The 21304-nt window shown below is 59.4% G+C and carries 19 protein-coding genes; 13 read left to right on the top strand and 6 right to left on the bottom strand.

Features of this window, described 5'->3' with window-relative positions:
• Positions 1 to 9: 9 nt before the first annotated feature.
• Both PQQ52_RS15690 and PQQ52_RS15685 read right to left on the bottom strand, forming a co-directional pair.
• Positions 10 to 489: a hypothetical protein gene (locus PQQ52_RS15690; RefSeq protein WP_408212751.1), complete on the bottom strand. Its 480-nt coding sequence runs from the start codon at positions 487 to 489 to the stop codon at positions 10 to 12.
• Between the two features lie 127 nt (positions 490 to 616).
• Positions 617 to 1282 (bottom strand): nitroreductase family protein, encoded by a 666-nt coding sequence (locus tag PQQ52_RS15685; RefSeq protein WP_408212748.1) that lies wholly within the window; start codon positions 1280 to 1282, stop codon positions 617 to 619.
• A gap of 258 nt (positions 1283 to 1540) precedes the next feature.
• On the opposite strand from PQQ52_RS15685, the gene PQQ52_RS15680 reads away from it, so the two are divergent.
• Positions 1541 to 2782 (top strand): YbfB/YjiJ family MFS transporter, encoded by a 1242-nt coding sequence (locus PQQ52_RS15680; RefSeq protein WP_408212746.1) that lies wholly within the window; start codon positions 1541 to 1543, stop codon positions 2780 to 2782.
• Positions 2783 to 2789: 7 nt separating this feature from the next.
• Here PQQ52_RS15680 and PQQ52_RS15675 read toward each other — a convergent pair whose 3' ends face one another.
• From PQQ52_RS15675 to PQQ52_RS15665, 3 genes are all read right to left on the bottom strand, one after another.
• Positions 2790 to 3263 (bottom strand): Lrp/AsnC family transcriptional regulator, encoded by a 474-nt coding sequence (locus PQQ52_RS15675; RefSeq protein ID WP_408212743.1) that lies wholly within the window; start codon positions 3261 to 3263, stop codon positions 2790 to 2792.
• Between the two features lie 298 nt (positions 3264 to 3561).
• The gene (locus PQQ52_RS15670) at positions 3562 to 3933 is read right to left on the bottom strand and encodes a hypothetical protein (protein WP_408212741.1); all 372 of its coding nucleotides are present in this window, start codon (positions 3931 to 3933) and stop codon (positions 3562 to 3564) included.
• 436 nt (positions 3934 to 4369) lie between these two features.
• A complete protein-coding gene (locus PQQ52_RS15665) occupies positions 4370 to 5425 on the bottom strand; it encodes a LacI family DNA-binding transcriptional regulator (protein ID WP_408212739.1) in 1056 nt (351 codons plus the stop codon).
• A 198-nt stretch (positions 5426 to 5623) separates the two neighbouring features.
• Between PQQ52_RS15665 and PQQ52_RS15660 the strand changes: the two genes are divergently transcribed.
• The 5 genes from PQQ52_RS15660 (at position 5624) to PQQ52_RS15640 (ending at position 12001) form a co-directional block, all read left to right on the top strand.
• On the top strand, positions 5624 to 6649 hold the full coding sequence (locus PQQ52_RS15660) for a TRAP transporter substrate-binding protein (protein WP_408212736.1): 1026 nt from the start codon (positions 5624 to 5626) through the stop codon (positions 6647 to 6649).
• A 124-nt stretch (positions 6650 to 6773) separates the two neighbouring features.
• Positions 6774 to 8660, top strand: a complete 1887-nt coding sequence (locus PQQ52_RS15655; protein ID WP_408212733.1) for a TRAP transporter large permease — start codon at positions 6774 to 6776, stop codon at positions 8658 to 8660.
• Between the two features lie 103 nt (positions 8661 to 8763).
• Positions 8764 to 9303: a VOC family protein gene (locus PQQ52_RS15650; RefSeq protein ID WP_408212731.1), complete on the top strand. Its 540-nt coding sequence runs from the start codon at positions 8764 to 8766 to the stop codon at positions 9301 to 9303.
• Complete coding sequence (locus PQQ52_RS15645) at positions 9300 to 10598, top strand: ribulose-bisphosphate carboxylase large subunit family protein (RefSeq protein ID WP_408212729.1); 1299 nt, start codon at positions 9300 to 9302, stop codon at positions 10596 to 10598. The genes PQQ52_RS15650 and PQQ52_RS15645 overlap by 4 nt, the downstream gene beginning before the upstream one ends.
• A 29-nt stretch (positions 10599 to 10627) precedes the next feature.
• The gene (locus PQQ52_RS15640) at positions 10628 to 12001 is read left to right on the top strand and encodes a four-carbon acid sugar kinase family protein (protein ID WP_408212726.1); all 1374 of its coding nucleotides are present in this window, start codon (positions 10628 to 10630) and stop codon (positions 11999 to 12001) included.
• A gap of 262 nt (positions 12002 to 12263) precedes the next feature.
• Here PQQ52_RS15640 and PQQ52_RS15635 read toward each other — a convergent pair whose 3' ends face one another.
• Positions 12264 to 12419 carry a DUF3309 family protein gene (locus PQQ52_RS15635; protein ID WP_201073954.1) on the bottom strand — a complete coding sequence of 52 codons (156 nt, stop codon included), beginning with the start codon at positions 12417 to 12419 and terminating at the stop codon, positions 12264 to 12266.
• 952 nt (positions 12420 to 13371) lie between these two features.
• On the opposite strand from PQQ52_RS15635, the gene PQQ52_RS15630 reads away from it, so the two are divergent.
• The 7 genes from PQQ52_RS15630 (at position 13372) to PQQ52_RS15600 (ending at position 21304) form a co-directional block, all read left to right on the top strand.
• Positions 13372 to 14751 (top strand): undecaprenyl-phosphate glucose phosphotransferase, encoded by a 1380-nt coding sequence (locus PQQ52_RS15630; protein WP_408212837.1) that lies wholly within the window; start codon positions 13372 to 13374, stop codon positions 14749 to 14751.
• A 35-nt stretch (positions 14752 to 14786) separates the two neighbouring features.
• The gene (locus PQQ52_RS15625; RefSeq protein ID WP_408212834.1) at positions 14787 to 15224 is read left to right on the top strand and encodes an arsenate reductase/protein-tyrosine-phosphatase family protein; all 438 of its coding nucleotides are present in this window, start codon (positions 14787 to 14789) and stop codon (positions 15222 to 15224) included.
• Between the two features lie 44 nt (positions 15225 to 15268).
• The gene (locus PQQ52_RS15620) at positions 15269 to 15715 is read left to right on the top strand and encodes a hypothetical protein (protein WP_408212723.1); all 447 of its coding nucleotides are present in this window, start codon (positions 15269 to 15271) and stop codon (positions 15713 to 15715) included.
• 247 nt (positions 15716 to 15962) lie between these two features.
• Complete coding sequence (locus PQQ52_RS15615) at positions 15963 to 17015, top strand: polysaccharide biosynthesis/export family protein (RefSeq protein WP_408212721.1); 1053 nt, start codon at positions 15963 to 15965, stop codon at positions 17013 to 17015.
• Positions 17012 to 19252, top strand: a complete 2241-nt coding sequence (locus PQQ52_RS15610) for a polysaccharide biosynthesis tyrosine autokinase (protein WP_408212718.1) — start codon at positions 17012 to 17014, stop codon at positions 19250 to 19252. Before PQQ52_RS15615 ends, PQQ52_RS15610 begins: the two co-directional genes overlap by 4 nt.
• Positions 19239 to 20465, top strand: coding sequence for a hypothetical protein (locus PQQ52_RS15605; protein ID WP_408212715.1), 1227 nt, complete (start codon positions 19239 to 19241; stop codon positions 20463 to 20465). The genes PQQ52_RS15610 and PQQ52_RS15605 overlap by 14 nt, the downstream gene beginning before the upstream one ends.
• Positions 20462 to 21304 carry a glycosyltransferase family 2 protein gene (locus tag PQQ52_RS15600; protein ID WP_408212713.1) on the top strand — a complete coding sequence of 281 codons (843 nt, stop codon included), beginning with the start codon at positions 20462 to 20464 and terminating at the stop codon, positions 21302 to 21304. The genes PQQ52_RS15605 and PQQ52_RS15600 overlap by 4 nt, the downstream gene beginning before the upstream one ends.

The following is a 21304-nucleotide window of genomic DNA, read 5'->3' as shown; positions in this document are numbered from 1 at the left end:
GCTCGGTCCTCAGTGCATATACGTGACGCGCCGCGCTTGCACGTCGAGTTCGACACCGGCGTCGAGTAGATCAATGGCGAACCAGCGAATCAACTTCAACACGCCACTGACGGCCGGCGCCGGCAGCCATTCGTTCAGCATTCGCAACGCAGCACCGCTGTGCGTTCTCTGCAGCAGCGCAATGGTTTGCAGGATCACGGCTTCGTCTTTGCCGAGATCGCTGGCGCAGCGGCATCGCATGTCGAGCGGACGATAGGACACGTGCATCAGCGAACGCATCAGCAGATCGAAATGTTCGATGCCGTCCTGCCGCAGGCCCACGCCGCTCAGGATGTCGCGCCAATGCACGCCGCCGCGCGCCGTTTCGCAAGCGGGCCGCAGCCAGGTGCGCACTGCGCTCAAGACCGTACGCTCGGGCGCGTCGTTGCTATCCGTGACGTGATCGTCGACCAGTTCGGGACGGCTGCTGTATTGAGAGCGGAAGTTCATCGATGCTCCTGAATGGACACAGTCCAATGAGTCGCGCCGGCCTGATCGGATGAGGGCCGCGTCGCAGGCCAGCGCATGTCGCGTGCGACGGATAGGCGGTGACGCGATGCTCGCGTCACGGGCTTGCTCAGGTTTTGGCCGGCTGCGGCGGCAGCCATTCGCGCACATGTTCGCTGCGTGGCGGCCGCGCCGTTTCCTGCCCGGGGTTTTTAGGCATGCCGACAAAGAGAAAGCCGAGCAGCCGCTCGTTCGGTGCGAAGCCCAATGCGTCGTGCAGTTGCGCTTCATAGCTGTCCGGTCCCGTGGACCAGAAACCGCCGTAGCCGAGCGCGTGGATCGCGTTCAGCATGTTCATCGTGGCCGCGCCGACTGACAGCAATTGTTCGATCTCCGGCACCTTCGGATGGGCCGAGAGCGCCGCACCGAGCGCGATCACGAGTGGCGCCGCGTAAGCCTTCTGCCGCCGATGCGCATGCGCGGAGCGCGGCTCGCCGGGCGAGCGGGCGCAAGCGATGTCCACCAGCACGTCGCCGAGGTGGCCGCGTGCGTCGCCGCGAATCGTGACGAAGCGCCACGGCCGCAGATTGCCGTGATCGGGCGCGCGTAAGGCGGCGTCGAAGATCAGGTCGAGCTCGGCATCCGCCGGACCCGGTTCGGTGAGCGGCCATTGGGACTGGCGCGACAGCAGCACGTCAAACGCGGCCGGCGCCCTGGACCTCGGGGCGGCGTCCGGCGCCGCGGCTGCTATGTGTTCGCTTTCGGTTTCAAGGCGGCTGATGTCTAGCGTGATCATGATTTCGGTGTTTGGCGGATGGTATGGGCTTTATGATGAGCCAATTTGCTGGTAAATGCAAATCATTCGCATTTACAAAATGAATTGGACAAGGGATCGCATCGTGGATTGGTGGGAGCTGCGGGCGGCCAGGTGGCCTCGCAGCCCCGCGTCAAACGTCTGGTCCGCAACTAACGGTCAGCGACGCCGGGCGCCCCCAGATATGATGGCGAAATGCCGCAGCCAGCCTGCCGCATCCTTGTCTACCCACGCTAGCCAATGCCGACAAAATCTCTCGACGCAGTATCGACCCCCCATTCCACCTCCATCGAAGCGGCGCAGCGCCTGCCCACCTTGATGCTGGCCGTCGGCCTGTCGTTAGGCAGCGCGATCGCGCTAGGTCTTGCGCGCTTCGCGTACGCGTTGCTGTTGCCATCGATGAAACTCGATCTCGGCTGGAGCTTCGCTCAAGCCGGCGCGATGAATACCGCCAATGCGCTTGGCTATCTGCTGGGCGCGCTCGCTTTTCCGCGGCTCGCGCGCCGCTGGTCAACTGGTGCGTTGTTCGGCGCCGGCTGCGTGGCGACGGCGCTTCTAATGGCTATCAGCGGTCTGCTTGCGGACACGCATTCGCTACTCGTGTTGCGCGTGATCACCGGGATGAGCAGCGCGGCGATTTTCATCAGCGGCGGCGTGCTGGCGGCGCGGCTTGCATCGGCGAGACCGCACGATGCGGGACTTGTTCTCGGCTTGTATTACGGCGGGACCGGATGGGGCATCGTCGCTTCGTCGGTGCTGGTGCCACTGACGATTCTCAATGTCGCGCATGGCTGGCAATTTGCGTGGTTCGCGCTGGCGATTGCGTGCGCCGTGTTCGCCGCGATCGCCATCGGCGCCGCGCGAAAAATCGAAAGCGGGCACGCGAGCGGGTCTTCGACCGCGCAAGCTTCCGATACCGCCGACGCGCCGCGCTGGCCGCGTTTCAGCCCCGCGCTGGCAGGCTATGGATTGTTTGGTGTCGGCTATATCGGCTACATGACGTTCATCGTCGCGCTGTTGCGCAATGCGGGCATGAGCGCGGTGGTGGTGACGGGTTTCTACCTGTTGCTCGGCGTGGCGACGGTTGTGTCGGCGCGTTTGTGGTCCGGATTGCTCGACCGCATGCGCGGCGGCCACGCGCTCGCGATACTCAACGCGCTGCTCGCGGTGGCGACGCTGTTGCCCGCGTTGTTCACGCAACCATGGGTGGCGTTTGTCTCCGGCGTGCTGTTCGGCGCGACGTTTCTCTCGGCTGTCGCGTCGACCACGGCCTTCGTGCGCCACAATCTGCCGGTGAGTCATTGGGCCAAGGGCATCAGCGCCTTCACGATCGTGTTTGCATTCGGGCAGATCGTCGGGCCAATGGTGATCGGCTGGGTCTCGGATGGTGCCGGTCTCGCACGCGGGCTGGTGTATTCGGCGTTGCTGCTGGCGGCCGGCGCGGTGCTGGCAGCTTGCCAGAAGCCTTTGCGCGGAGTCTGAGCCCTAACTAAATCTGCACCGACGGAATGCTTTTCATACACCGCAGCGCAAACATCGAGCGGCTGTGACGGATGCCGGCAATCTTGTAGAGCTTCTCGCGCAGAAACCGCTCGTAGCCCGCCGTACCGTCCACTGCCACCTTCACCAGATAGTCGTAGTCGCCCGACACCAGGTACGCCTCCAGCACTTCAGTCAGCGTGGCCAGCTCGGCGCCGAAACGGGCGAGGGCGTCGTCGTCGTGACGGTCGAGCGTGACCTCGAGCAGCACGACGTCGGCGAAGCCGAGCTTCTGCTGATCGAGCAATGCAACGTAGCCGCGGATATATCCCTCGGTCTCCAACTGACGCGTGCGATTCCAGCACGCCGTGGTCGACATGCCGACCAGCTCGGCGAGTTCCGCATTGCTCAGGCGCGCGTTCTGCTGCAACTCGCGCATGATCTTCCGATCCTGGTTGTCGAGTGGGCGATTTCGGGTAGTCATGACATTCTCGGAAGCTTGTTCGGATAAATGCCATTCTATCGGAATATTGTCCTGTAATCGGCGAATGGACGCTTTGCTTTAGGAAGCCTATCCAGCCTGCGCCTGGGTATATTTTCAGGGTGCATTCATGCCCGGGACAACCGTCCGGGCCGCCGGCCTCGGGCCTGCGGTTCCGCGCGGCCACAAGCTGCCATCCGGTGTCTCGCCGTCTTCTTCACAGGAAGGCGGCACGCGGGCGAATTCCGGCGTTACCAGCGCCTGAAGACGCGCTCGCCGGGCATGGACGCATTTTTCTCTTTCAGCTGTGTTTGTTCGGCGTTCTGACCGCGCTTTGTACCGCGACATTGCGATAGACGTCACGACAGAATTGCATACCGCCTTCATGCGTGCCGTTGATGGCCGCCGCGATATGTACCGCACCTTCAACAGGTTCAGGCACCGGTGGATTGACAAGCGCAGCGTCGGTGGCGAGCGGATCGGTAGACGAAGCCCGCATGATGCCGATGCCCTTGATCGTCACGGCGAGACAGGGATCGGGCACTTGCGGACCATGCGTGGCCGCGACGTTGAAGTTGATGTTCAGCGTCCAGAAGCCCTCGTGAATGTTCTGATGAATGATCACTGCCTTCACCACGTCCTGGTGTGACAGTGTGTATTCGTTGTTTGCCATGGGTCCCTCCTTGCTCGCACGCAGTCTGTGCGTACGCGTGCAGATATGGCATTTTGCGCGGGCTAGGGGGCCTAGTTTTACGCGCCGTTTTGTACAGCGCAAGTGAAAAGACATGCGCCCCGACGCGTCGCTTTGCATTGACGAATCGAGGGCGCGCCCAGGGTGCGGGCATCTCGGGACGCGCGGCCGCTGGGGTAGACAGGGCCGCGCCGAATGACCTTCAGGTGAACTGCTTATGTTGCAAACGGTTAGTGGAAAATGAGGTACAGGATAACCAGCACGATTAACGGGACGCCAAGAAGCCAGCCGAGAAGGTAAGGCATGATGATCTCCTTTCGCATTGAAGTTTGAATGCGATGGTGTCTCAGCATCCGGCGTGCCTAACGGTATTCGCGTACCGCCGCAGACTTGGGAGAGAGGCCAAAACCCCCGCTAGTCATGGCAGATTCTCCCTCAGCACAATACTGAACTGCACCGGCTTAACGTCACTCATTGCATCGCGCTTCTCACGCACGTTGCGGAAAATCCGCAAGCAATTCCCCACCATGGCCTGCGGCGTTTGTGTGATCAATGCATCCATCGTCCCGTCGATCAGCAGAGCCCGCGTGTCAGGCGTCAACCCGTGCCCGACAAATAAGATCTTCTGATCCGAGCGTGCTTCCACAATGGCACGAGCGACGCCGTCCGACCCACCCCCGCTGTTGTAAATCCCCGCGAGATCGGGATGCTGTTCCAATAGCTTGCGCGTCTGCGCATAGTTGCGCTCGCTGTCGTCGTGTCCTTCGCGAAGACCAATGACCTTGACCGAAGGAAACGTCGATTCGATCAGATGCAGAAAGCCGATCTCGCGTTCCTCATGCCCACGATAGTTGAGGCTGCCTGCCAGCATCGCGATCTTTCCGCTCGGCCGTGGCCCCATGAAGCGCCCCAATAGCAACGCTGCCGTGCGCCCCGCTGCGCGATTGTCGATGCCGACGTAAGCCAGCCGTCGCGCATTCGACAAATCGGAAATCAGCGTAATCGCCGGTACACCCTGATCGGCCAGCGCATTCACCGCATCGCGCACAACGGGATGCTCGAGCGCCATGAACACCACGCCATCCGCGCGTTGTCCGTAATGCAGCAGACGATCGGCAAGTTCTTTCGGGTTGAAACTCTCGACGTAGTGGACGCGGCATTTCATGTCCAACGCGTTCCACTGCTCGTGCGCGAAGTCGATGTAGTCGCCGAGCATGTGCAAATAGCGATTGGTGCCGGCCGGCAGAAGAAAGGCAATGCGCATGGGTCTTGAAGCCGACGCTACCGGCGCTTCCGGCGTCAACAGATAGCCGAGTTGCGCGGCCGCCTGAAGCACACGTTGCGCGGTGACGGCGCGCACGCCTTCGCGGCCATTGAGTACGCGATCCACCGTGGCGGTCGAAACACCGGCGGCGCGCGCAATGTCGGGAATGCGTGCGCGTGCCGCGGCGGTGAGGAGAAGCGGTTCGGACATAACAGTCCTTCGCAGAGTGGAGGTCCATCAAAAACCATCAAGTTCGCGGTTTGACAGCCATTGCCGCGGACGCCTAGTCTTGCAGCTATCACATGGCGACTGATGCGCAGTGACCGGAAATCAAGGCGGTGTCAGCAGGTGATGAGGTTTTTTGATGGAATCGACAGTCACATCAATTATAAGCAAGGAGACACCCCAATGACCAATCTCGCGAGACGCACGTTGCTGCGTGCCGCCGCCGCCGTGCCGGTCGCCAGCGCGCTGGGCTTTCCGGCGATCGTGCGCGCGGCGTCAGGCCCGGAGTTCGTGTTCAAATACGGCAACAATCTGCCGCTCACGCATCCGCTGAACGTGCGCTCGCAAGAAGCGGCCAATCAGATCAAAGAGGCGTCGAAGGGGCGCATGGAGATCCGGATATTCCCTAACAACCAACTCGGCGGCGATACCGACATGCTCGCGCAAGTGCGCAGCGGCGGCATCGAGATGTTCACGCCGTCGGCGCTGGTGGTGTCGACGCTCGCGCCATCGGTGGCGATCAATGCGGTCGGTTTCGCCTTCAGCGACTACAACCAGGTGTGGAGCGCGATGGACGGCAAGCTTGGCGCTTACGTGCGTGCCGCGATGCAGAAGGCCGGACTCGAGTCATTTGAAAAGATGTGGGACAACGGCTTTCGTCAGACGACGACCAGCAATGGCCCGATCACCAGCGCGCAGACCATGCGCGGCCTGAAGATCCGGGTGCCGGTGAGCCCGCTCAGCATCGACATGTTCAAAGGGCTCGGTGCCGCACCGACCAGCTTGCAGTTCAGCGAAGTCTATTCGTCGCTGCAAACGCATATCGTCGATGCACAGGAAAACCCGCTGCCGATCGTGCAGGTCGCGAAACTCTACGAAGTGCAGAAGTTTTGTTCGTTGACCAACCACATGTGGGACGGCTACTGGTTTGTGTTGAACCCGCGCGCGTGGCAACGCTTGCCGAAAGACTTGCAGGGCATTGCCAGCGATGCCTTCAATCAAAGCGCGTTGAAACAACGTGAAGACGTTCGCAAGCTGAACGACGCTGCCGTCGCGGATCTGCAAAGCAAAGGTCTGGCGATTAACCGTCCGGCACCGGACACGTTCCGCGCAGCGCTGCGTCAAGCGGGCTTCTACGCCGAATGGAAGGGCAAGTTCGGTACGCAGGCGTGGGACCTGCTCGAACAATCGGTCGGCAAGCTCGCCTAGGCGTGGTTAGTGAGTCATGAGTCGCGAGTTGCGAGTCATGAACGCTGAGCCGTGAGCCCTGACCGTGCAGCACGCCGGTGAGCAAGAGACGAAACGCGGCGAGCGGCCGCGAGGAGGCATCCGCATGTCGAATCACGCATTGAATCCCGCCGAGGCGGCCGTCGCGTTGCACGCGCCGAGCTTGCCGCGCCGCTGGCTGAGAATCTTCGATCGCGGCCTGATTGCGCTCGTCGAAGTCTGCGCGGCGGCGTTGCTGGCGGTGGAGATCGTCGTGATGCTGGCGGGCGTGATCTGGCGTTATGCGTTGCATCAGCCACTGGTGTGGTCGGACGAACTCGCCGGAATTCTGTTCCTGTGGCTCGCCATGCTCGGCGCCGTGCTCGCGTTGCGGCGCGGCGAACATATGCGAATGACGGCTTTCGTCAGTCGTCTTTCGCCAGAGCGGCGCGCATTCGTCGATACGCTGGCGATTGCCGCATCGATTGCATTACTTGCGTTGTTGATCGGACCTGCATACGACTACGCGTCCGGCGAGGCGGCGATCGTCACGCCCGCGCTGGAGATCAGCAATGCATGGCGCGCGCTCGCGTTGCCGATCGGTGCCGCGCTCATGCTGATCGTCGGCTTGATCCGTCTCGCGCAAGTGAGCCGCGTGCGCGACGTGCTGATCATGCTCGTGATTGCTGCGCTATTAGGCGTGGTGGCGGTGTTCGGCGGTCCCTGGTTCCAGACGCTCGGCAAGGTCAATCTGGTGATCTTCTTCGTCGGCGTCGTGGCGATCGGTATTTTTTCAGGCGTGCCCATCGGGTTTTCTTTCGCGCTGGCCACATTCGGCTATCTCGGCCTCTCGACCTTCACGCCGCTTGAGGTGGTGGTCGGTCGTATGGATGAGGGGATGTCTCATCTGGTATTGCTGGCTGTGCCGCTGTTCGTGTTTCTCGGCTTGCTGATCGAAATGACCGGCATGGCGCGCGCAATGATCGAGTTTCTTGCGAGCCTGGTCGGTCACCTGCACGGCGGTTTGTCGTTCGTGTTGATCGGCGCGATGTATCTCGTATCGGGCATCTCCGGTTCGAAAGTCGCGGACATGGCGGCGATTGCACCGGTGCTGTTCCCAGAAATGAAAAAACGCGGCGCTTCCGAAGGCGATCTGGTCGCGCTGCTTGCCACTACCGGCGCGCAAAGCGAAACCATTCCACCGAGCATCGTGCTGATTACGATTGGCTCGGTGACGGGGCTGTCGATCTCCGCGCTCTTTACCGCGGGAATGTTGCCGGGCGCCGTGCTCGCGTTGATTCTCTGCGTGGTCGTGTGGTGGCGCTACCGCAAGGAAGACCTGAGTGGCGCGCAGCGTTTCAGCAAGCGGCAGATCGGGCGCCTGTTCATCGTGTCGCTGCCTGCGCTGGCCTTGCCGTTCGTGATCAGAATGGCGGTGGTCGAGGGCGTGGCGACGGCGACTGAAGTGTCGACCATTGGCATCACGTACTCGATGGTGATTGGGCTGCTCGTCTACCGGCGGTTCGAATGGAAGCGCCTCGGCCGCATGCTGGTGGATGCGGCGACTTTATCGGGCGCAATCCTGTTCATTATCGGATGTGCAACGGCAATGGCGTGGGCGCTGACGCAATCCGGCTTCTCGCAGGATCTCGCGCAATTGATGGGTTCGATGCCCGGCGGCACTTATGGATTCCTCGCGGTGTCGATCGTCGTGTTCGTGATGCTTGGCAGCGTGCTCGAAGGGATCCCCGCCATCGTGTTGTTCGGACCGCTCCTGTTTCCGATCGCGCGACTCGCGGGCGTCAATGAAGTCCACTACGCGATCGTTGTGATCCTGTCGATGGGCGTGGGTCTGTTCTCGCCGCCGTTCGGCGTCGGCTACTACTCGGCGTGTGCGATCAGCAAGGTCAATCCCGATGCGGGCATTCGTCCGATCGTCGGCTATATGGGTGCTTTGATCGTCGGTCTGATTCTGGTCGCGGCGATTCCCTGGATTTCTATCGGCTTTCTCTAAGGTCTCTTTTAAGTCTCTAAACAGGTTCGACATTCGGGCGCTGCGTTCCCGCTGCGCCGGGGCGTCGCTTGTCTTTCAAAACTGGCAGCATCGGGAGAGTTTTATGAGTCGTTTCTTTGGCGAGATCCGTCAGGCGGGATATGTGGTCCGCGATATCGAGGCCGCAATGGACTACTGGAGCCGTGTGCTCGGCGTGGGTCCGTGGTTTTACAACGAACGCGTGCCAATCGAGAATTACACATATCGCGGGCAATCGTACGAGGTGCATAACTCGGTGGCGTTGGCGAATTCGGGCTCGTTGCAGGTCGAACTGATCCAGACCCGCAACGATGCGCCGTCCATGTATCGCGACTTTCTTGCTGCGGGCCACACCGGTTTGCAGCACAACGCCTATTGGACGACTTCATTCGACGCAGACCTCGCGCGTTTGCAAGAGCAGGGCTTCAAAGTCGCGATGAGCGGCGAAGTAGGGCGCAACGGGCGCTTCGTTTACTTCGACACCGAAAACCATCCGGGCACGGTGATCGAGTTGTCGGAAATCGCCGGGCCGAAAGGCAAGCTGTTCGACATGATCCATGCGGCCTCGCGTGATTGGGACGGCCGTGATCCAGTGCGCAAGTTTCCCGATCTGAGCGCGCTATGAACGCGACGTTGCAACGGCAGAGCGTCAACGACGATTGCCTCGAAGCCGACTATCTGATCGAGACGCCGCTCGATCCTGCCCGTGTTGCCGACGTGATGGCAGGCGAGCAATCGAGCGGCACCTTTGTGCGGGTCGCCAACGAGTCCGATGCGCTGCGCGCGCGCAGCCGCGCGAGCGTGGTACGGATCGAAGAACTCGAATCCGTCGCGCAACCGAGTTTGTCGAGCGCGTGGCTCGCGCGTCAGGGCACGCCGGGACCGTGGCGGCGCGCGCGCGTCACGCTGTCGTTTCCGCTGGCCAATATCGACGCGAATCTGCCGACGCTTGCCGCGACCGTAGCCGGCAATCTGTATGACCTTGGCGAAGTGACCGGCATGCGACTGTTGTCGTTGCGCTTACCGGCGTCATATCGCGCACGTTTCGAAATGCCGCGTCATGGCGTGGCCGGTACACGAGCGCTGACGCAAGTCGCGGGCAGGCCGATGATCGGCACCATCATCAAGCCGAACGTCGGCCTGAGTGCCGAAGAAACAGCAGCACTGGTGCGTGAGCTGTGCGAAGCAGGCGTCGATTTCATCAAGGACGATGAAGTGTGCGCGAATCCCGCACATGCCCCGTTTGCCGAACGCGTGCGCGCGGTGATGAAGGAAGTGCGCAACTACCGCGAGCGCAGCGGCCGCCCGGTGATGGTCGCGTTCAATATCACCGACGACCTTGACGCCATGCGCCGTCACGCGGAACTCGTCGAGCAGGAAGGCGGCAGCTGCGTGATGGCGAGCATCAACTGGTGCGGCTTTTCCGCGATCCAGACGCTGCGCCGCGCAACCCCGCTCGTGTTGCATGCGCATCGCAACGGTTACGGGATGATGTCGCGCGATCCGGCGCTGGGCATGTCGTTTCAGGCGTATCAGACGCTCTGGCGTTTGACCGGTGTCGACCATATGCATGTGCACGGCCTTGCCGGTAAATTCGCGCAGAGCGATGCCGAAGTGATCGAGTCCGCGCGCGATTGTGCCACGCCGCTCGCGCCGGGTTGCGACGATACCGTGCTGCCTGCGTTTTCATCAGGACAATGGGCCGGCACCGTGCAAGCGACGTTCGACGCCGTGCGTTCCTCCGACTTGCTGTTCATGTCGGGCGGCGGCATTCTCGCGCATCCGGACGGTCCCGCTGCAGGCGTCACGAGTGTTCGGCAGGCGTGGGAGGCGGTACAGGCGCACACGCCTTTGGAGGTCTACGCCGAACATATGCCGGAACTGCGGCGCGCGCTTGAATTTTTCGGCAGCCGGACGTGAGCGAGTCACCGGAACGGGAGGCGAGCGGCGTGAGTGACATCAGCGGCGATGGCCCCGCGTATGGCTTCTACGGCGACGACTTTACGGGCGCGACCGACACGCTCGCTCATCTCGCCCGCGCCGGCTTGCGCACCATGCTGTTCTTCGCCCCACCGGATGCCGCACGGCTTTCGATGCTGGGCCGGCTCGACGCAGTCGGCATCGCGGGCGCCGCGCGCACTATGCCGCCGCACGAACAGCATCAGGAGCTTGCGCGCGTGGGCGCCGCGTTCGCCGCGTTTGGCGTGCGCGTGATGCACTACAAAGTGTGCTCGACTTTCGACAGCGCACCGCAGACCGGCAGCATCGGCGTGGCGATTCGTACGTTGCGAGCGTACTGCGCGAATCCCCTGGTCGCGGTGGTGGGTGGCCAACCGAATCTGCGTCGCTATTGCGTGTTCGGCCAACTGTTCGCGGCGGCCGGTGCGGACGATTATCAGCAGTCGATCTACAGAATTGATCGTCACCCGACCATGAGCCGTCACCCCGTCACGCCGATGAACGAAGCGGACTTGCGAGTTCATCTGCAGCGCCAGGGGCTGGAAAATGTGCAATCGATCGACTGGCGTTGCTATGCGGGCAGCGACGCGGCGCTGCAAACCGAGCTGGCAAGCCGACTCGAATCGAAACCTGACGCCGTGCTATTCGACGTGCTCGACGACTCGCATTTGCGTGCGATCGGTCGGCTGATTGCACGTCATGCCACAGCACGAGCGCCATTGCTCGCGGTCGGGGCGAGCAGTGTGGCGCAGGCCTACGCCTGTGCACTCAACGATGCAGCTGAACGGGGACAAGTCGATGCCGCGCCCGCGGCGCTGACACGCGCACGCGGCCCCGTGTTCGTGCTGGCCGGCAGTCTTTCGCCTTTGACTGAAGTACAGATCGCCGCCGCGCATTCTTATCTGCGTGTGGAACTGGACCCCCTACAAATGACCGGCGATGCCGCGTCGGCCTATCTGGCCACGCGCGTCGCTGCAATCGCCGGGCCATTGCGTGACGGCCGCAACGTGCTCGCTTTCACGACGCGCCGCGCAGCGAGCGCAGACAATACTGCGCACAGCGCGTTGCCGCAACTCGCCCATGCGTGTGCCGCGCTGCTGCAAGCGGTACTCAGCAAGGTGAGATTGCAACGCATCGGAATTGCGGGCGGCGATACATCAAGCTTCGCCGTCCGTGCACTCGACGCGTGGGGACTGTCGTATCTCGCGCCTTTATCGGCAGGCGTCACGGTTTGCCGCCTGCATGCCGATCGAAGTGAACTCGACGGTATGGAGATCATGCTCAAAGGCGGTCAAATGGGCGACGCCGATCTGTTCGAACAATTATTGAACGGCTATGCCGGCGATGAGGCTGGCAACGGCTAACCGTTGTCCGACAAAGCCGGGGTACAACGGCATGCAGCGATCAACAAACACCGTCGTGCTTACCGCGCTGTCGCTTTCGTTCGACGCGGGCAAACCTGATGTTCGTGTAACTCTTCCATTGCGCTCTCCCGCGTGACAACGCGAACGGGTAGCGACTAACAACTAACGACACAACGAAGCCGCCGGATACCCATGCAGCGAACTGCATCGATACCCGGCGGCTAACTCGTTTTGAACTGCCGATCCGAGTGCTTCAATCCGGCTATATGACGCCCGCGACGACCAGCACGATTACGACGATCACCACGATGCCAATACCGCCCGTCGGCGCATAACCCCATGAACGGCTATGCGGCCACGTCGGAAAGGCGCCGATGAGGAGAAGGATCAGCACAATCAGAAGAATAGTTCCCAACATATTAATCACCTCCGCTTGGGTTGATAGGACCTTCCGGTCACGACAGCCATGCAGCACGCAGTTGGGCGAGCTTGCGAAAAGGCAGTATCGATGTCCTGATTCAGCAAGCCATGTGCCCAAGCCCAAAATCGCCGCGTGAATTGTTTAAAACGTCCGTTGACGTTCCGCGTGGGTGCGACGTCCCGCTGTTGCGGTTGGTCGACAGACGAGCGATTCAACTCACATCTCGAGATATCTCCCGGCGCGTAGAAGCACCTCTTCTTTCCCCTTTCTTCATACGTTTGCCGTGTCGCGCAACGCGTCACTTCCGTCACTTGATGGATGGGGGGCCGTTACGGGCGGCGTTACGTAACGGGCGCGTTACCGAACACGAATTCGGGTCTTCTTCGCGAGCTTCCTCAAACGCGGCGCCAGAAAAAAACGCATATATGACAAGGGTTTGCCCCATATCCCCTGATCAATTGTGAAAGAAATCTGACGATTGGCATGTTTGCTGCTTTAAAGGTTGCGCGGTGCACAACACAGACAAGACAAGCAGTAAGTGGTTGTGAAGTTCGATTCAACGGCTGGCCTGGTCGGGGGTTATCAGGTCCGTCTCCTCAGCGCACAAGCGGTGCGATCTTTTGTTCGGATCTCATCGTGGCGGCGTTTTGCCTGAGTACCCAGGTTCCACGGGTGCGAGCGGCTTGCTGTGAATCCCCCATGGTTGTTCAGTAGTAGGTCCAGTCGTTTGGTTTCGTGCTGGATGAGTGAATTCAAAGTGGTTTGTATTGCGCGCTTCTTCGCGTGCCGGGGCGGTGTTGTTATCGCGAAGAGCGTGGTGGTTAAAGCCTGAGAGACATGAGCTATTGAAGCGAACACAAGTTCAGCAGCTCGACAAGAACGTTTGGCGCGAGAGACCAGCGCGGGGATAAGAATGGATACGGCGAATTTTGCGCATCAAAGAAGAACGATACCGGGGTTGCAAAGCCTGATCGCGCGCTTGCTCGATGTGATGCTTGTCGTCCTCGGGGCGGTGGCGGCGTCGCAAGTGCGATTTGAAGATCTCACGCAGAGCCGTATCGATACTGCGTTCGTTGCGTTTGCCGCAGCTTTTACGCTGGTTCTGTTCCCCGTATTCGGCGTCTATGGTTCATGGCGTGGGCGGGCACGGTTGCGCATGGCCGGTCAGGTATCGCTAGCGTGGATCGTGGTTCAAGGTTGTGGCCTCGTACTGATGTTCTCGTTGCATCGCACGGATTTCATCTCGCGTCTGTGGTTTGCTTATTGGATGGCAATCACGGGCGGCGCGCTGATCGTGTCGCGTCTGCTTGTGCACGCCGTGCTCGCACGCGTCCGGCACGCGGGGATGAATCTCCGCCGGGTTGCGGTTGTGGGGTGTGGGTCGCATTGCCACCAGGTCGTGCGCAATATCGAGGGTTCGACGACTAGCGGATTTCGCGCTGTGGTGGCCTTTGATGTGCGGCCGGTGACGGGGACGATCGGTTCAGGTGTGCCGGTGTACGACGACATCACCAAGTTCGCCGCCTACGTGAGATATCACGACGTACAGGAGTTGTGGCTTGCGTTGCCACTCTCCGAAGAACGCGCGCTGTCGCGCTTTGTGGCTGAGTTCCGCGACGACCTCGTGAACGTGCGTTTTGTGCCCGATATGCGCAGCGTGGCGTTGTTTGATAGCGGGATGATTGACTTGATTGGCATGCCCGCGATCAACCTGGTCGCGTCGCCGGTGCCGGCTCGCGCACTGGTGAAGAAAGAAATCTTTGATCGCGCGTTCGCCGCTTGCGCGCTGCTTGCGCTTGCCCCGGTGCTGATCGCGATTGCAATTGCCGTCAAGCTCTCTTCGCGTGGACCGGTGTTCTTCAGGCAGAAACGCAAGGGTGCGGACGGCCGCATCTTCAAGATCTACAAGTTCCGCTCAATGCGCCCTCATGACGTAGAAGCGGGCCTGGTGAAACAGGCCACGCGCGGCGATCCGCGTGTTACGCGAGTGGGTGCGTTTCTCAGGCGGACTAGCCTGGACGAGTTGCCGCAGTTCTTCAATGTACTGCGCGGCGATATGTCGGTAGTGGGGCCGCGGCCTCATGCGATTGAGCATGACGAGCTCTATCAGAAAGTAGTCAACGGCTATATCCACCGGTACCGGATCAAGCCGGGGATCACAGGATGGGCACAGGTCAACGGATTCAGAGGGGAGACAGACCAGATCGAGAAGATGCAAGGGCGCGTCGAACACGATCTGTACTACCTGCGTAATTGGTCGTTTGGGCTCGACATGCGGATTGTCGCGGCGACGGTCTTAAAGGGATTGAGTCACGCGAATGCTTATTGAAAACATGACTGCTACGTGGATTGGATAAGCGCGTGATGCTCGAAACAATACTGATGGTTTGCGAAGCCAACATGTGCCGGAGCCCCATGGCGGAGATGATTATGGCGGACAGGTTGCCTGGCAAAACCGTCATGTCGGTGGGTATGTGTGCGCTGCCTGGGCGCCCAGCAGACCGTGCCACCGTGCAGTTGATGCATGAGCGCGGCTACGACCTTAGTACCCATGTGACGACATTGTTGACACTGGCTCACGCAAAAGCAGCACACCTGATTCTGACAATGACGCTGGATCAGCGCAGCAGGATCGAGCGTGCTTATCCCTTCACACGGGGCAAGGTGTACCGGCTCGGCGAGCACGATGATTTCGATGTCGCGGACCCCTATCTTCAGCCGCGAGCCGTCTATGAAGAGTCGCTCGCACAGATCGAAGTCGGGATCGACAACTGGATTCCGGGGATACGCAAATGCGGTTAGAGGGAACGGGAATCCGATGCGGCGTGAGGACCATGCATGTGCGCGTGGCCATCCTTCTGCTCGCGACAGTCACGGTGCTGCACGCCAACGCGCAGTCGTCGAGTGCACCCGGTCGCAAAGAAAAGACAGCAAGCAGCAGTGGACTTACAGCGTCGAAGTTGAAGGTGCCCGCAGCGGAAATGAAGTTGCTGGGTGCACCGTCCGATCTGGATAGCGGCTATCTCGAACAATTGGGCGGCCCAGCCGACGATTCCGCGACGCCAGCACTGTCGATGACGGAAGAGCCCGCCACGCCAACTGAAGTGCTGCTGGCGAAAGGAACGGGATCGGATGTCACGTCGAGCACGGCAAGCAGGATTTCGGCAGTTCACACGTTGTCGTCGACCAACGGCACGGCGCCGACGAATACGGATCTGGCATCACGCGGTGTCGTGACGAATCCCTACATATCGCCGGACATAGGGGCGACGGTATATCGATCACCCTGGTGATCGAAAGGTGTGTGGGAGGAGTGTTGCAAATGTTGTCGGCACGGACTAGCAGCTTGATGGAACGTAAGCCTCACCGGACTGCAAGGTACGGAGGGACGCGAACGTCGGAGAAAGGTGGTAAGAGCGGGACCAAAACACAAAAACGGAAATTTCGAGGGCTTCAAGTATGAAACGGACTATCTGGACAATCTTGACGACAGTTTTACTGACAGGCCTGTCAGGATGCGTGGTCGCACCTGGAATGCGCATGTCGAGCAGTGCGACATTACCTATTTCGGACGCGAGCAAGGGCAATGTGCCCTTGGAGATGAATGTGCCGATCCAGGAGATCAATCTTTCGTTACTCCAGCAACATCGCAACGATCCTGTGCAAGTGGAAAGTCAGGATATTGCGGCACTGCTCGGCAACAAGTCCGGACCCTACGTAATCGGTCCGGGCGACGTCCTTCAGATTACCGTATGGGACCACCCTGAACTGGCTGCTGCCGAATCGGGTTCTGCGCAAAACAGTTCGGCTCAGCGGCCCGCTGATCCGCCTGCGGGTTTTATCGTGAATAGCAACGGAGACGTTCAGTTTCCCTACGTGGGTCAACTGAAGGTGGCGGGAAAGACGGTGGACCAGGTGCAAAAGGACCTGGTCACGTCGTTGACCTATTTCAAGAGTCCGCAGGTCACCGTTCGGCTTGCTTCATTCCGCAGCAAGCAGGTGTATATCGAGGGCGAAGTGCGTACCCCAGGTGTCCAGCCGATCAACGACGTGCCGATGACGCTCTACGAAGCGATTAATCGCGCTGGTGGTCTTCAGGCCACCGCTGATCAAAGCCGGCTAGTGTTGATCCGTGACGGGAAGTCCTACTCGATCGATATGACCGCGATGCTGGACCAGAAAATCAACGGCTCGCAGATCGTACTGAAAGACGGCGACGTCCTACGTGTGACATCCCGCGATCAAAACGGTGTCTACGTGATGGGTGAAGTGAACAAGCCAACCTTCGCTACGCCATTGCGCGACGGAAGTCTGACGCTGAGCGACGCCTTGTCGCAAGCGGGAAGCCTGAACAATAACAGCGCAGATGCGCACCAGGTTTTCGTGATTCGTGCTTCGACGCCGCAGACGCCGGAGATCTATCACCTGGATGCCGAATCTCCGATTGCGATGGTGCTCGCCAACCAGTTTCAGTTGCGACCGAAGGATGTGGTTTATATCGACGGCAACGGCCTCGTACGCCTCAATCGCGTGCTTAGTTTGCTGTTGCCCGCCATTAACGCAGGTTTGACCGGGGCGGTTGTCGCAAAATGAACAATCTATTTAATCCCGACCAAGCTCGCGGCACCTCGCTCGGCTTTCCTGGCCGTCAATCGTACGATGACGCCTCGTCGCAAGCCGAACCCTCGCTCTCCGAATACATTTCGGTTCTGGTTCAGAACTGGAAGTCGATCGTGCTTGTCGCAGCGGTCATCTTTGCGCTCGGCCTGACCTACGCTTTGCTGGCTACGCCGGTGTATCGAGCCGACGCGATGATCCAGGTAGAGGATCCGGCGTCGAGCTCTAAAGACCCGTTGGGCGAACTTGCTTCATTGTTCAACACGACGGCAACAGCTGCCGCCGAAATCGAACTGGTCAAGTCTCGTCTCGTCATTCAGAAGACGGTGCAGGAACAGCATCTGGATATTTCTGCAACGCCGAACTATTTTCCCGTCCTGGGACAATTCATCTCGCGTTACACAAAAGCTGGCACGCTCGCGACACCATGGTTTGGACTGAGTCGCTTCGCTTGGGGAGGCGAGCATATCGACATAAGCCGTTTCGATCTGCCGTATGACACGACCTACACTCTGATTGCCGGCGCCGATCACTCGTTCGAGATACTGAACAAAGACGGCGATGTGGTAGCACGCGGATTGATTGGTCAACCGTGTGTCGCAACCGTAGACGGCGTACATGCAACGGTATTGGTCGATCGATTGATTGCGAACCCGGGCACCCGGTTTTCCGTCAAACGCGCAAGGCTGCTCGATACGATTTCGAAGCTGCAGGATGATCTTGTCGTTGAAGAAAAGTCCAAACAGTCCGGCGTCATTAGCGTGACCCTGGATGGGGACGATAGCGATAAGGTAACTCGCATTGTCAATGGAATTGGCACGAACTACGTCGACCAGAATGTCACTCGGAAAAGAGACGAAGCTCAGGCGACGCTGGAATTTCTGGCAAAACAGCTTCCTGCGCTCAAAGCGAAACTTGAGACGTCCGAGAACGTGTACAACGCATTTCGAAATCGCAAGGGAACAGTCGACCTGAGCGAAGAAAGCAAGCTGTTGCTCGGTCAGCTCGTGGATCTGAAATCGAAACAAATGGATATCGAGCAGAAGCGCAATGAGTTGCAGCAGCGCTTTTCCGACGACCACCCTGCAGTCGTCGCGCTCAGCGGCAATATTGCGGCACTCGCGGCAGAACAGAAGAACCTCTCTGGCCGCGTCGAGAGTCTGCCGAACACCGAGCAGGAAGCGCTGAGACTGCTCAGGGATGTGCGGGTGAACACTGCGCTTTACACCAATTTGCTCGATAGCTCTCAACAGTTGAGCGTGGTCGAAGCCGGCCAGGTCGGGAACGTCCGGGTGGTGGACTGGGCAATGCACCCGGATCGACCGGTTAGGCCGAAAAAGCTGATCGTCGCGGGGATCTCTCTGATTCTCGGAATTGCGCTGGGTGTGGCGATTCCGTTCATTCGTCGATCATTGCAAGTGCATATCGAACATTCAGATCAGATTGAACAGATTCTCGGTACGCCGGTTTTTTCGATCATCCCGCATAGCAGTCGCCAGGGAGCGATTGAGCGGCAGCTGCGCAAAGGACGCACCGGGGCGTTGTTGCTTGCTGGTACGGCTCAGGACGACATTGCAATTGAAGCAATTCGTAGCTTGCAGACCGCGCTGTACTTTGGCGCCTTCGATGCGACCAACAACATCATCCTGATTACAGGTTCGCGCCCGGGCGCCGGCAAATCATTCCTGGCCGCCAACCTGGCCGCCGTTCTCGCAGCAGGCGGTAAGCGGATTCTGCTCATCGATGCAGATTTGAGGCGCGGGAATAGTCACAATTACTTTGGTATCGGCGTCGCACCGGGATTGTCCGAATCACTCTCAAACGCCGATTATGAGGCATTGATTCATCACGATGTTTTGCCGGGCCTCGATTTTCTCTCGCGCGGGTCGATCATGCCGAATCCTGCGGAACTGTTGATGAGCGGGCGGCTTAAGTCACTACTGGACGAATTCTCATCGAAGTACGACGCAGTGATTATCGACACGCCGCCGGTGCTCGCCGTAACAGATGCGGCCGTCATCGCGCGTCACGCCGGTACCACATTGCTGGCGGTGCGTCACGGTCAGCAGACGTCGAGTGAAATCGCAGAAACTGCTCGTCGGATGCGCAATGCCGACGTCCTCGTGCGCGGAGTCGTGCTCACAGACGTTCCTCAAAGTCGCTTGGGTTACGGCAGTTACAACGCGGGCTATTACGCCTATGAAAGCCGCTAGCGCGATCAACGGTGTTCGGCGCCGCAGCCGTGGCGGGGCGATTCTTACTTCGCCGCGGTGGGTCGATCTGTATTTGCTTGCGGGCCTGTTTTTTCTTTCGTTGGAGTTCGTGCAGATCGGAGGCGCCCGGATCAGTCAGCTGTGGGCGCTCCTGGCATTGATTTTTTTCCTGATCAAGAAGTCCGTGCGCCTACAGGGGCGTGAGGTTCTGGCGTTTGGTCAGTTTATCGGCGTGGCATTGCTACTTACCGGCTTTAGTGGCTACGACCACGTTAAGCCCTTGGAGCAGATTATTAAGTTCGTGGTGATCTACCCGACTTTCTATCTGCTCGGCCGTTCGTTCGGCCGCCACTACCTGAGTCACCGATTGCCTTTCGGATATTTGGCATTGTTTGGATTTTTGCTTTATCAGCTTGCCGTTCAAAAACTGAATGTACCCGTGATCTACCAGACAGTCGAATTTATGCAAGATTCGCTGCACGGCTCGTTCAAGGAGCATAACTGGTTTGCGACCTTTTTTTTCTGCACCAGCTTCGTGTTGTTCTTGCAGTCGGGCAAAAAAACTTCCGACATCGGCAAGTTTCTTGCACTAGGCGCCGCGGTCGCGCTGCTTAGCGAATCGAAAACCGTTCTAATCCCTTGCGGCATCGTCTTGATGACGCAGACTAGGGGACGGATCTATTTGAAGATCATCGCAATAGCCGCTGGCAGTGCGCTCTACTACTACAAATTCAGTCAGCAACTGTCGGGCGATATGCTGAGCGTCAAGCTGGAACAAGAACGGGGGCTGGCTTTAATCGTAAGCATCGGCCTGGTTGCGAAGGACTGGCTCGGCTATGGATTCGGTTTCGTTGAAAGTTACTTTGCTACGTCGGCAATCACCGTTATCGGGCTCGGAGCAGGGACTAACTCCATTTTCTGTTCGCCGCTCGATTTCATGTTGATTGCCGGCGTGCCGGGCGTGTTGTTCTGGCTAGTGTTTTTTTGCGGATTGGGACTGGGATGGCGAACCATGCTGTGTTTGTCGCCGCTTGCGGCGTGGTCACTTATCAACCCCATGCACCAGAGCGAGATGGTTTATTTGTTCTGCGGCTATCTGGTGTCGTGGGGGCATGAAGCTATGCCCGCTTTAGCCGTCCGGAAGCGGCTGCCGACAGTTCGCGCGCCGATGCACGTTGAGCATCACTATCGTCTCAACCGGAGAGCAATGTGAAGTTCTCACTGATCATGTGCACTCTCGGACGAAGCACGGAAGTTGAGAGACTGTTCGAATCGCTCGCTTCGCAAATTCATAAGAATTTCGAGCTAATTGTGGTCGATCAGAACGACGACGATCGAGTGAAGGCAATAGTTGAGCGCTTCAATCACCGAATTGAAATTGTCTACTTACGGTCGGAAAAAGGATTGTCGCGCGCGCGCAATGTCGGACTGCGTGCAGTCCGCGGCGAAGTAGTGGCATTTCCCGATGACGACTGCTGGTACGCGTCGGATGTACTGTCTTTTGTGGCGCGAAGACTGGGCCAGGATACTTCCCTTACGGGGCTCACAGGCTGCAGCGTGGACGGGAAAGGCCGCCTGTCGCAAGGTCGGTGGTCCGCGAGTTGTCACCTCATCAATCGCTACAACGTCTGGACCAGCGCGACTTCGTACACGATTTTTTTGCGGGCCGCTGCCGTGGGTGCTGCGGTCAAGTTCGATGAACAGTTGGGTGTCGGATCGGGTTCGCGGTGGGGGGCGGGCGAAGAAGTGAATTTCCTCCTGGCTGCATTGCGAACCGGTGCAACTATCTGCTATGACCCGGCACTTCGCATATCTCATCCCGAGCCATTGCAAAAGTTCGACGACAAGGCATTTGCACGTGGACGTCTCTATAACCGCGGCTTTGGTCGAGTACTGGGACTTAACGACTACCCGTGGCATTTCGTCGTCTACCTGCTGGTGCGACCTATGCTCGGATGCCTGCTGTCCTTATTGAAAGGCGACCTTGCCCGCTCCCGTTATTACTGGATTGCGACGAGCCAACGCATGCTCGGCTGGTCCGACAGGGAGTGA

It is taken from the genome of Paraburkholderia sediminicola (assembly GCF_046030555.1).
GTDB classification, from domain to species: Bacteria; Pseudomonadota; Gammaproteobacteria; order Burkholderiales; family Burkholderiaceae; genus Paraburkholderia; species Paraburkholderia sediminicola_E.
Note: the sequence above shows the minus strand (reverse complement) of the source record. Positions and strands in the feature narration are given on the sequence as shown.

Coding starts and splice junctions, on each gene's coding strand:
- PQQ52_RS15690 (WP_408212751.1), bottom strand. CDS start 489: ATGAACTTCCGCTCTCAATACAGCAGCCGTCCCGAACTGGTCGACGAT.
- PQQ52_RS15685 (WP_408212748.1), bottom strand. CDS start 1,282: ATGATCACGCTAGACATCAGCCGCCTTGAAACCGAAAGCGAACACATA.
- PQQ52_RS15680 (WP_408212746.1), top strand. CDS start 1,541: ATGCCGACAAAATCTCTCGACGCAGTATCGACCCCCCATTCCACCTCC.
- PQQ52_RS15675 (WP_408212743.1), bottom strand. CDS start 3,263: ATGACTACCCGAAATCGCCCACTCGACAACCAGGATCGGAAGATCATG.
- PQQ52_RS15670 (WP_408212741.1), bottom strand. CDS start 3,933: ATGGCAAACAACGAATACACACTGTCACACCAGGACGTGGTGAAGGCA.
- PQQ52_RS15665 (WP_408212739.1), bottom strand. CDS start 5,425: ATGTCCGAACCGCTTCTCCTCACCGCCGCGGCACGCGCACGCATTCCC.
- PQQ52_RS15660 (WP_408212736.1), top strand. CDS start 5,624: ATGACCAATCTCGCGAGACGCACGTTGCTGCGTGCCGCCGCCGCCGTG.
- PQQ52_RS15655 (WP_408212733.1), top strand. CDS start 6,774: ATGTCGAATCACGCATTGAATCCCGCCGAGGCGGCCGTCGCGTTGCAC.
- PQQ52_RS15650 (WP_408212731.1), top strand. CDS start 8,764: ATGAGTCGTTTCTTTGGCGAGATCCGTCAGGCGGGATATGTGGTCCGC.
- PQQ52_RS15645 (WP_408212729.1), top strand. CDS start 9,300: ATGAACGCGACGTTGCAACGGCAGAGCGTCAACGACGATTGCCTCGAA.
- PQQ52_RS15635 (WP_201073954.1), bottom strand. CDS start 12,419: ATGTTGGGAACTATTCTTCTGATTGTGCTGATCCTTCTCCTCATCGGC.
- PQQ52_RS15625 (WP_408212834.1), top strand. CDS start 14,787: ATGCTCGAAACAATACTGATGGTTTGCGAAGCCAACATGTGCCGGAGC.
- PQQ52_RS15615 (WP_408212721.1), top strand. CDS start 15,963: ATGTCGAGCAGTGCGACATTACCTATTTCGGACGCGAGCAAGGGCAAT.
- PQQ52_RS15610 (WP_408212718.1), top strand. CDS start 17,012: ATGAACAATCTATTTAATCCCGACCAAGCTCGCGGCACCTCGCTCGGC.
- PQQ52_RS15605 (WP_408212715.1), top strand. CDS start 19,239: ATGAAAGCCGCTAGCGCGATCAACGGTGTTCGGCGCCGCAGCCGTGGC.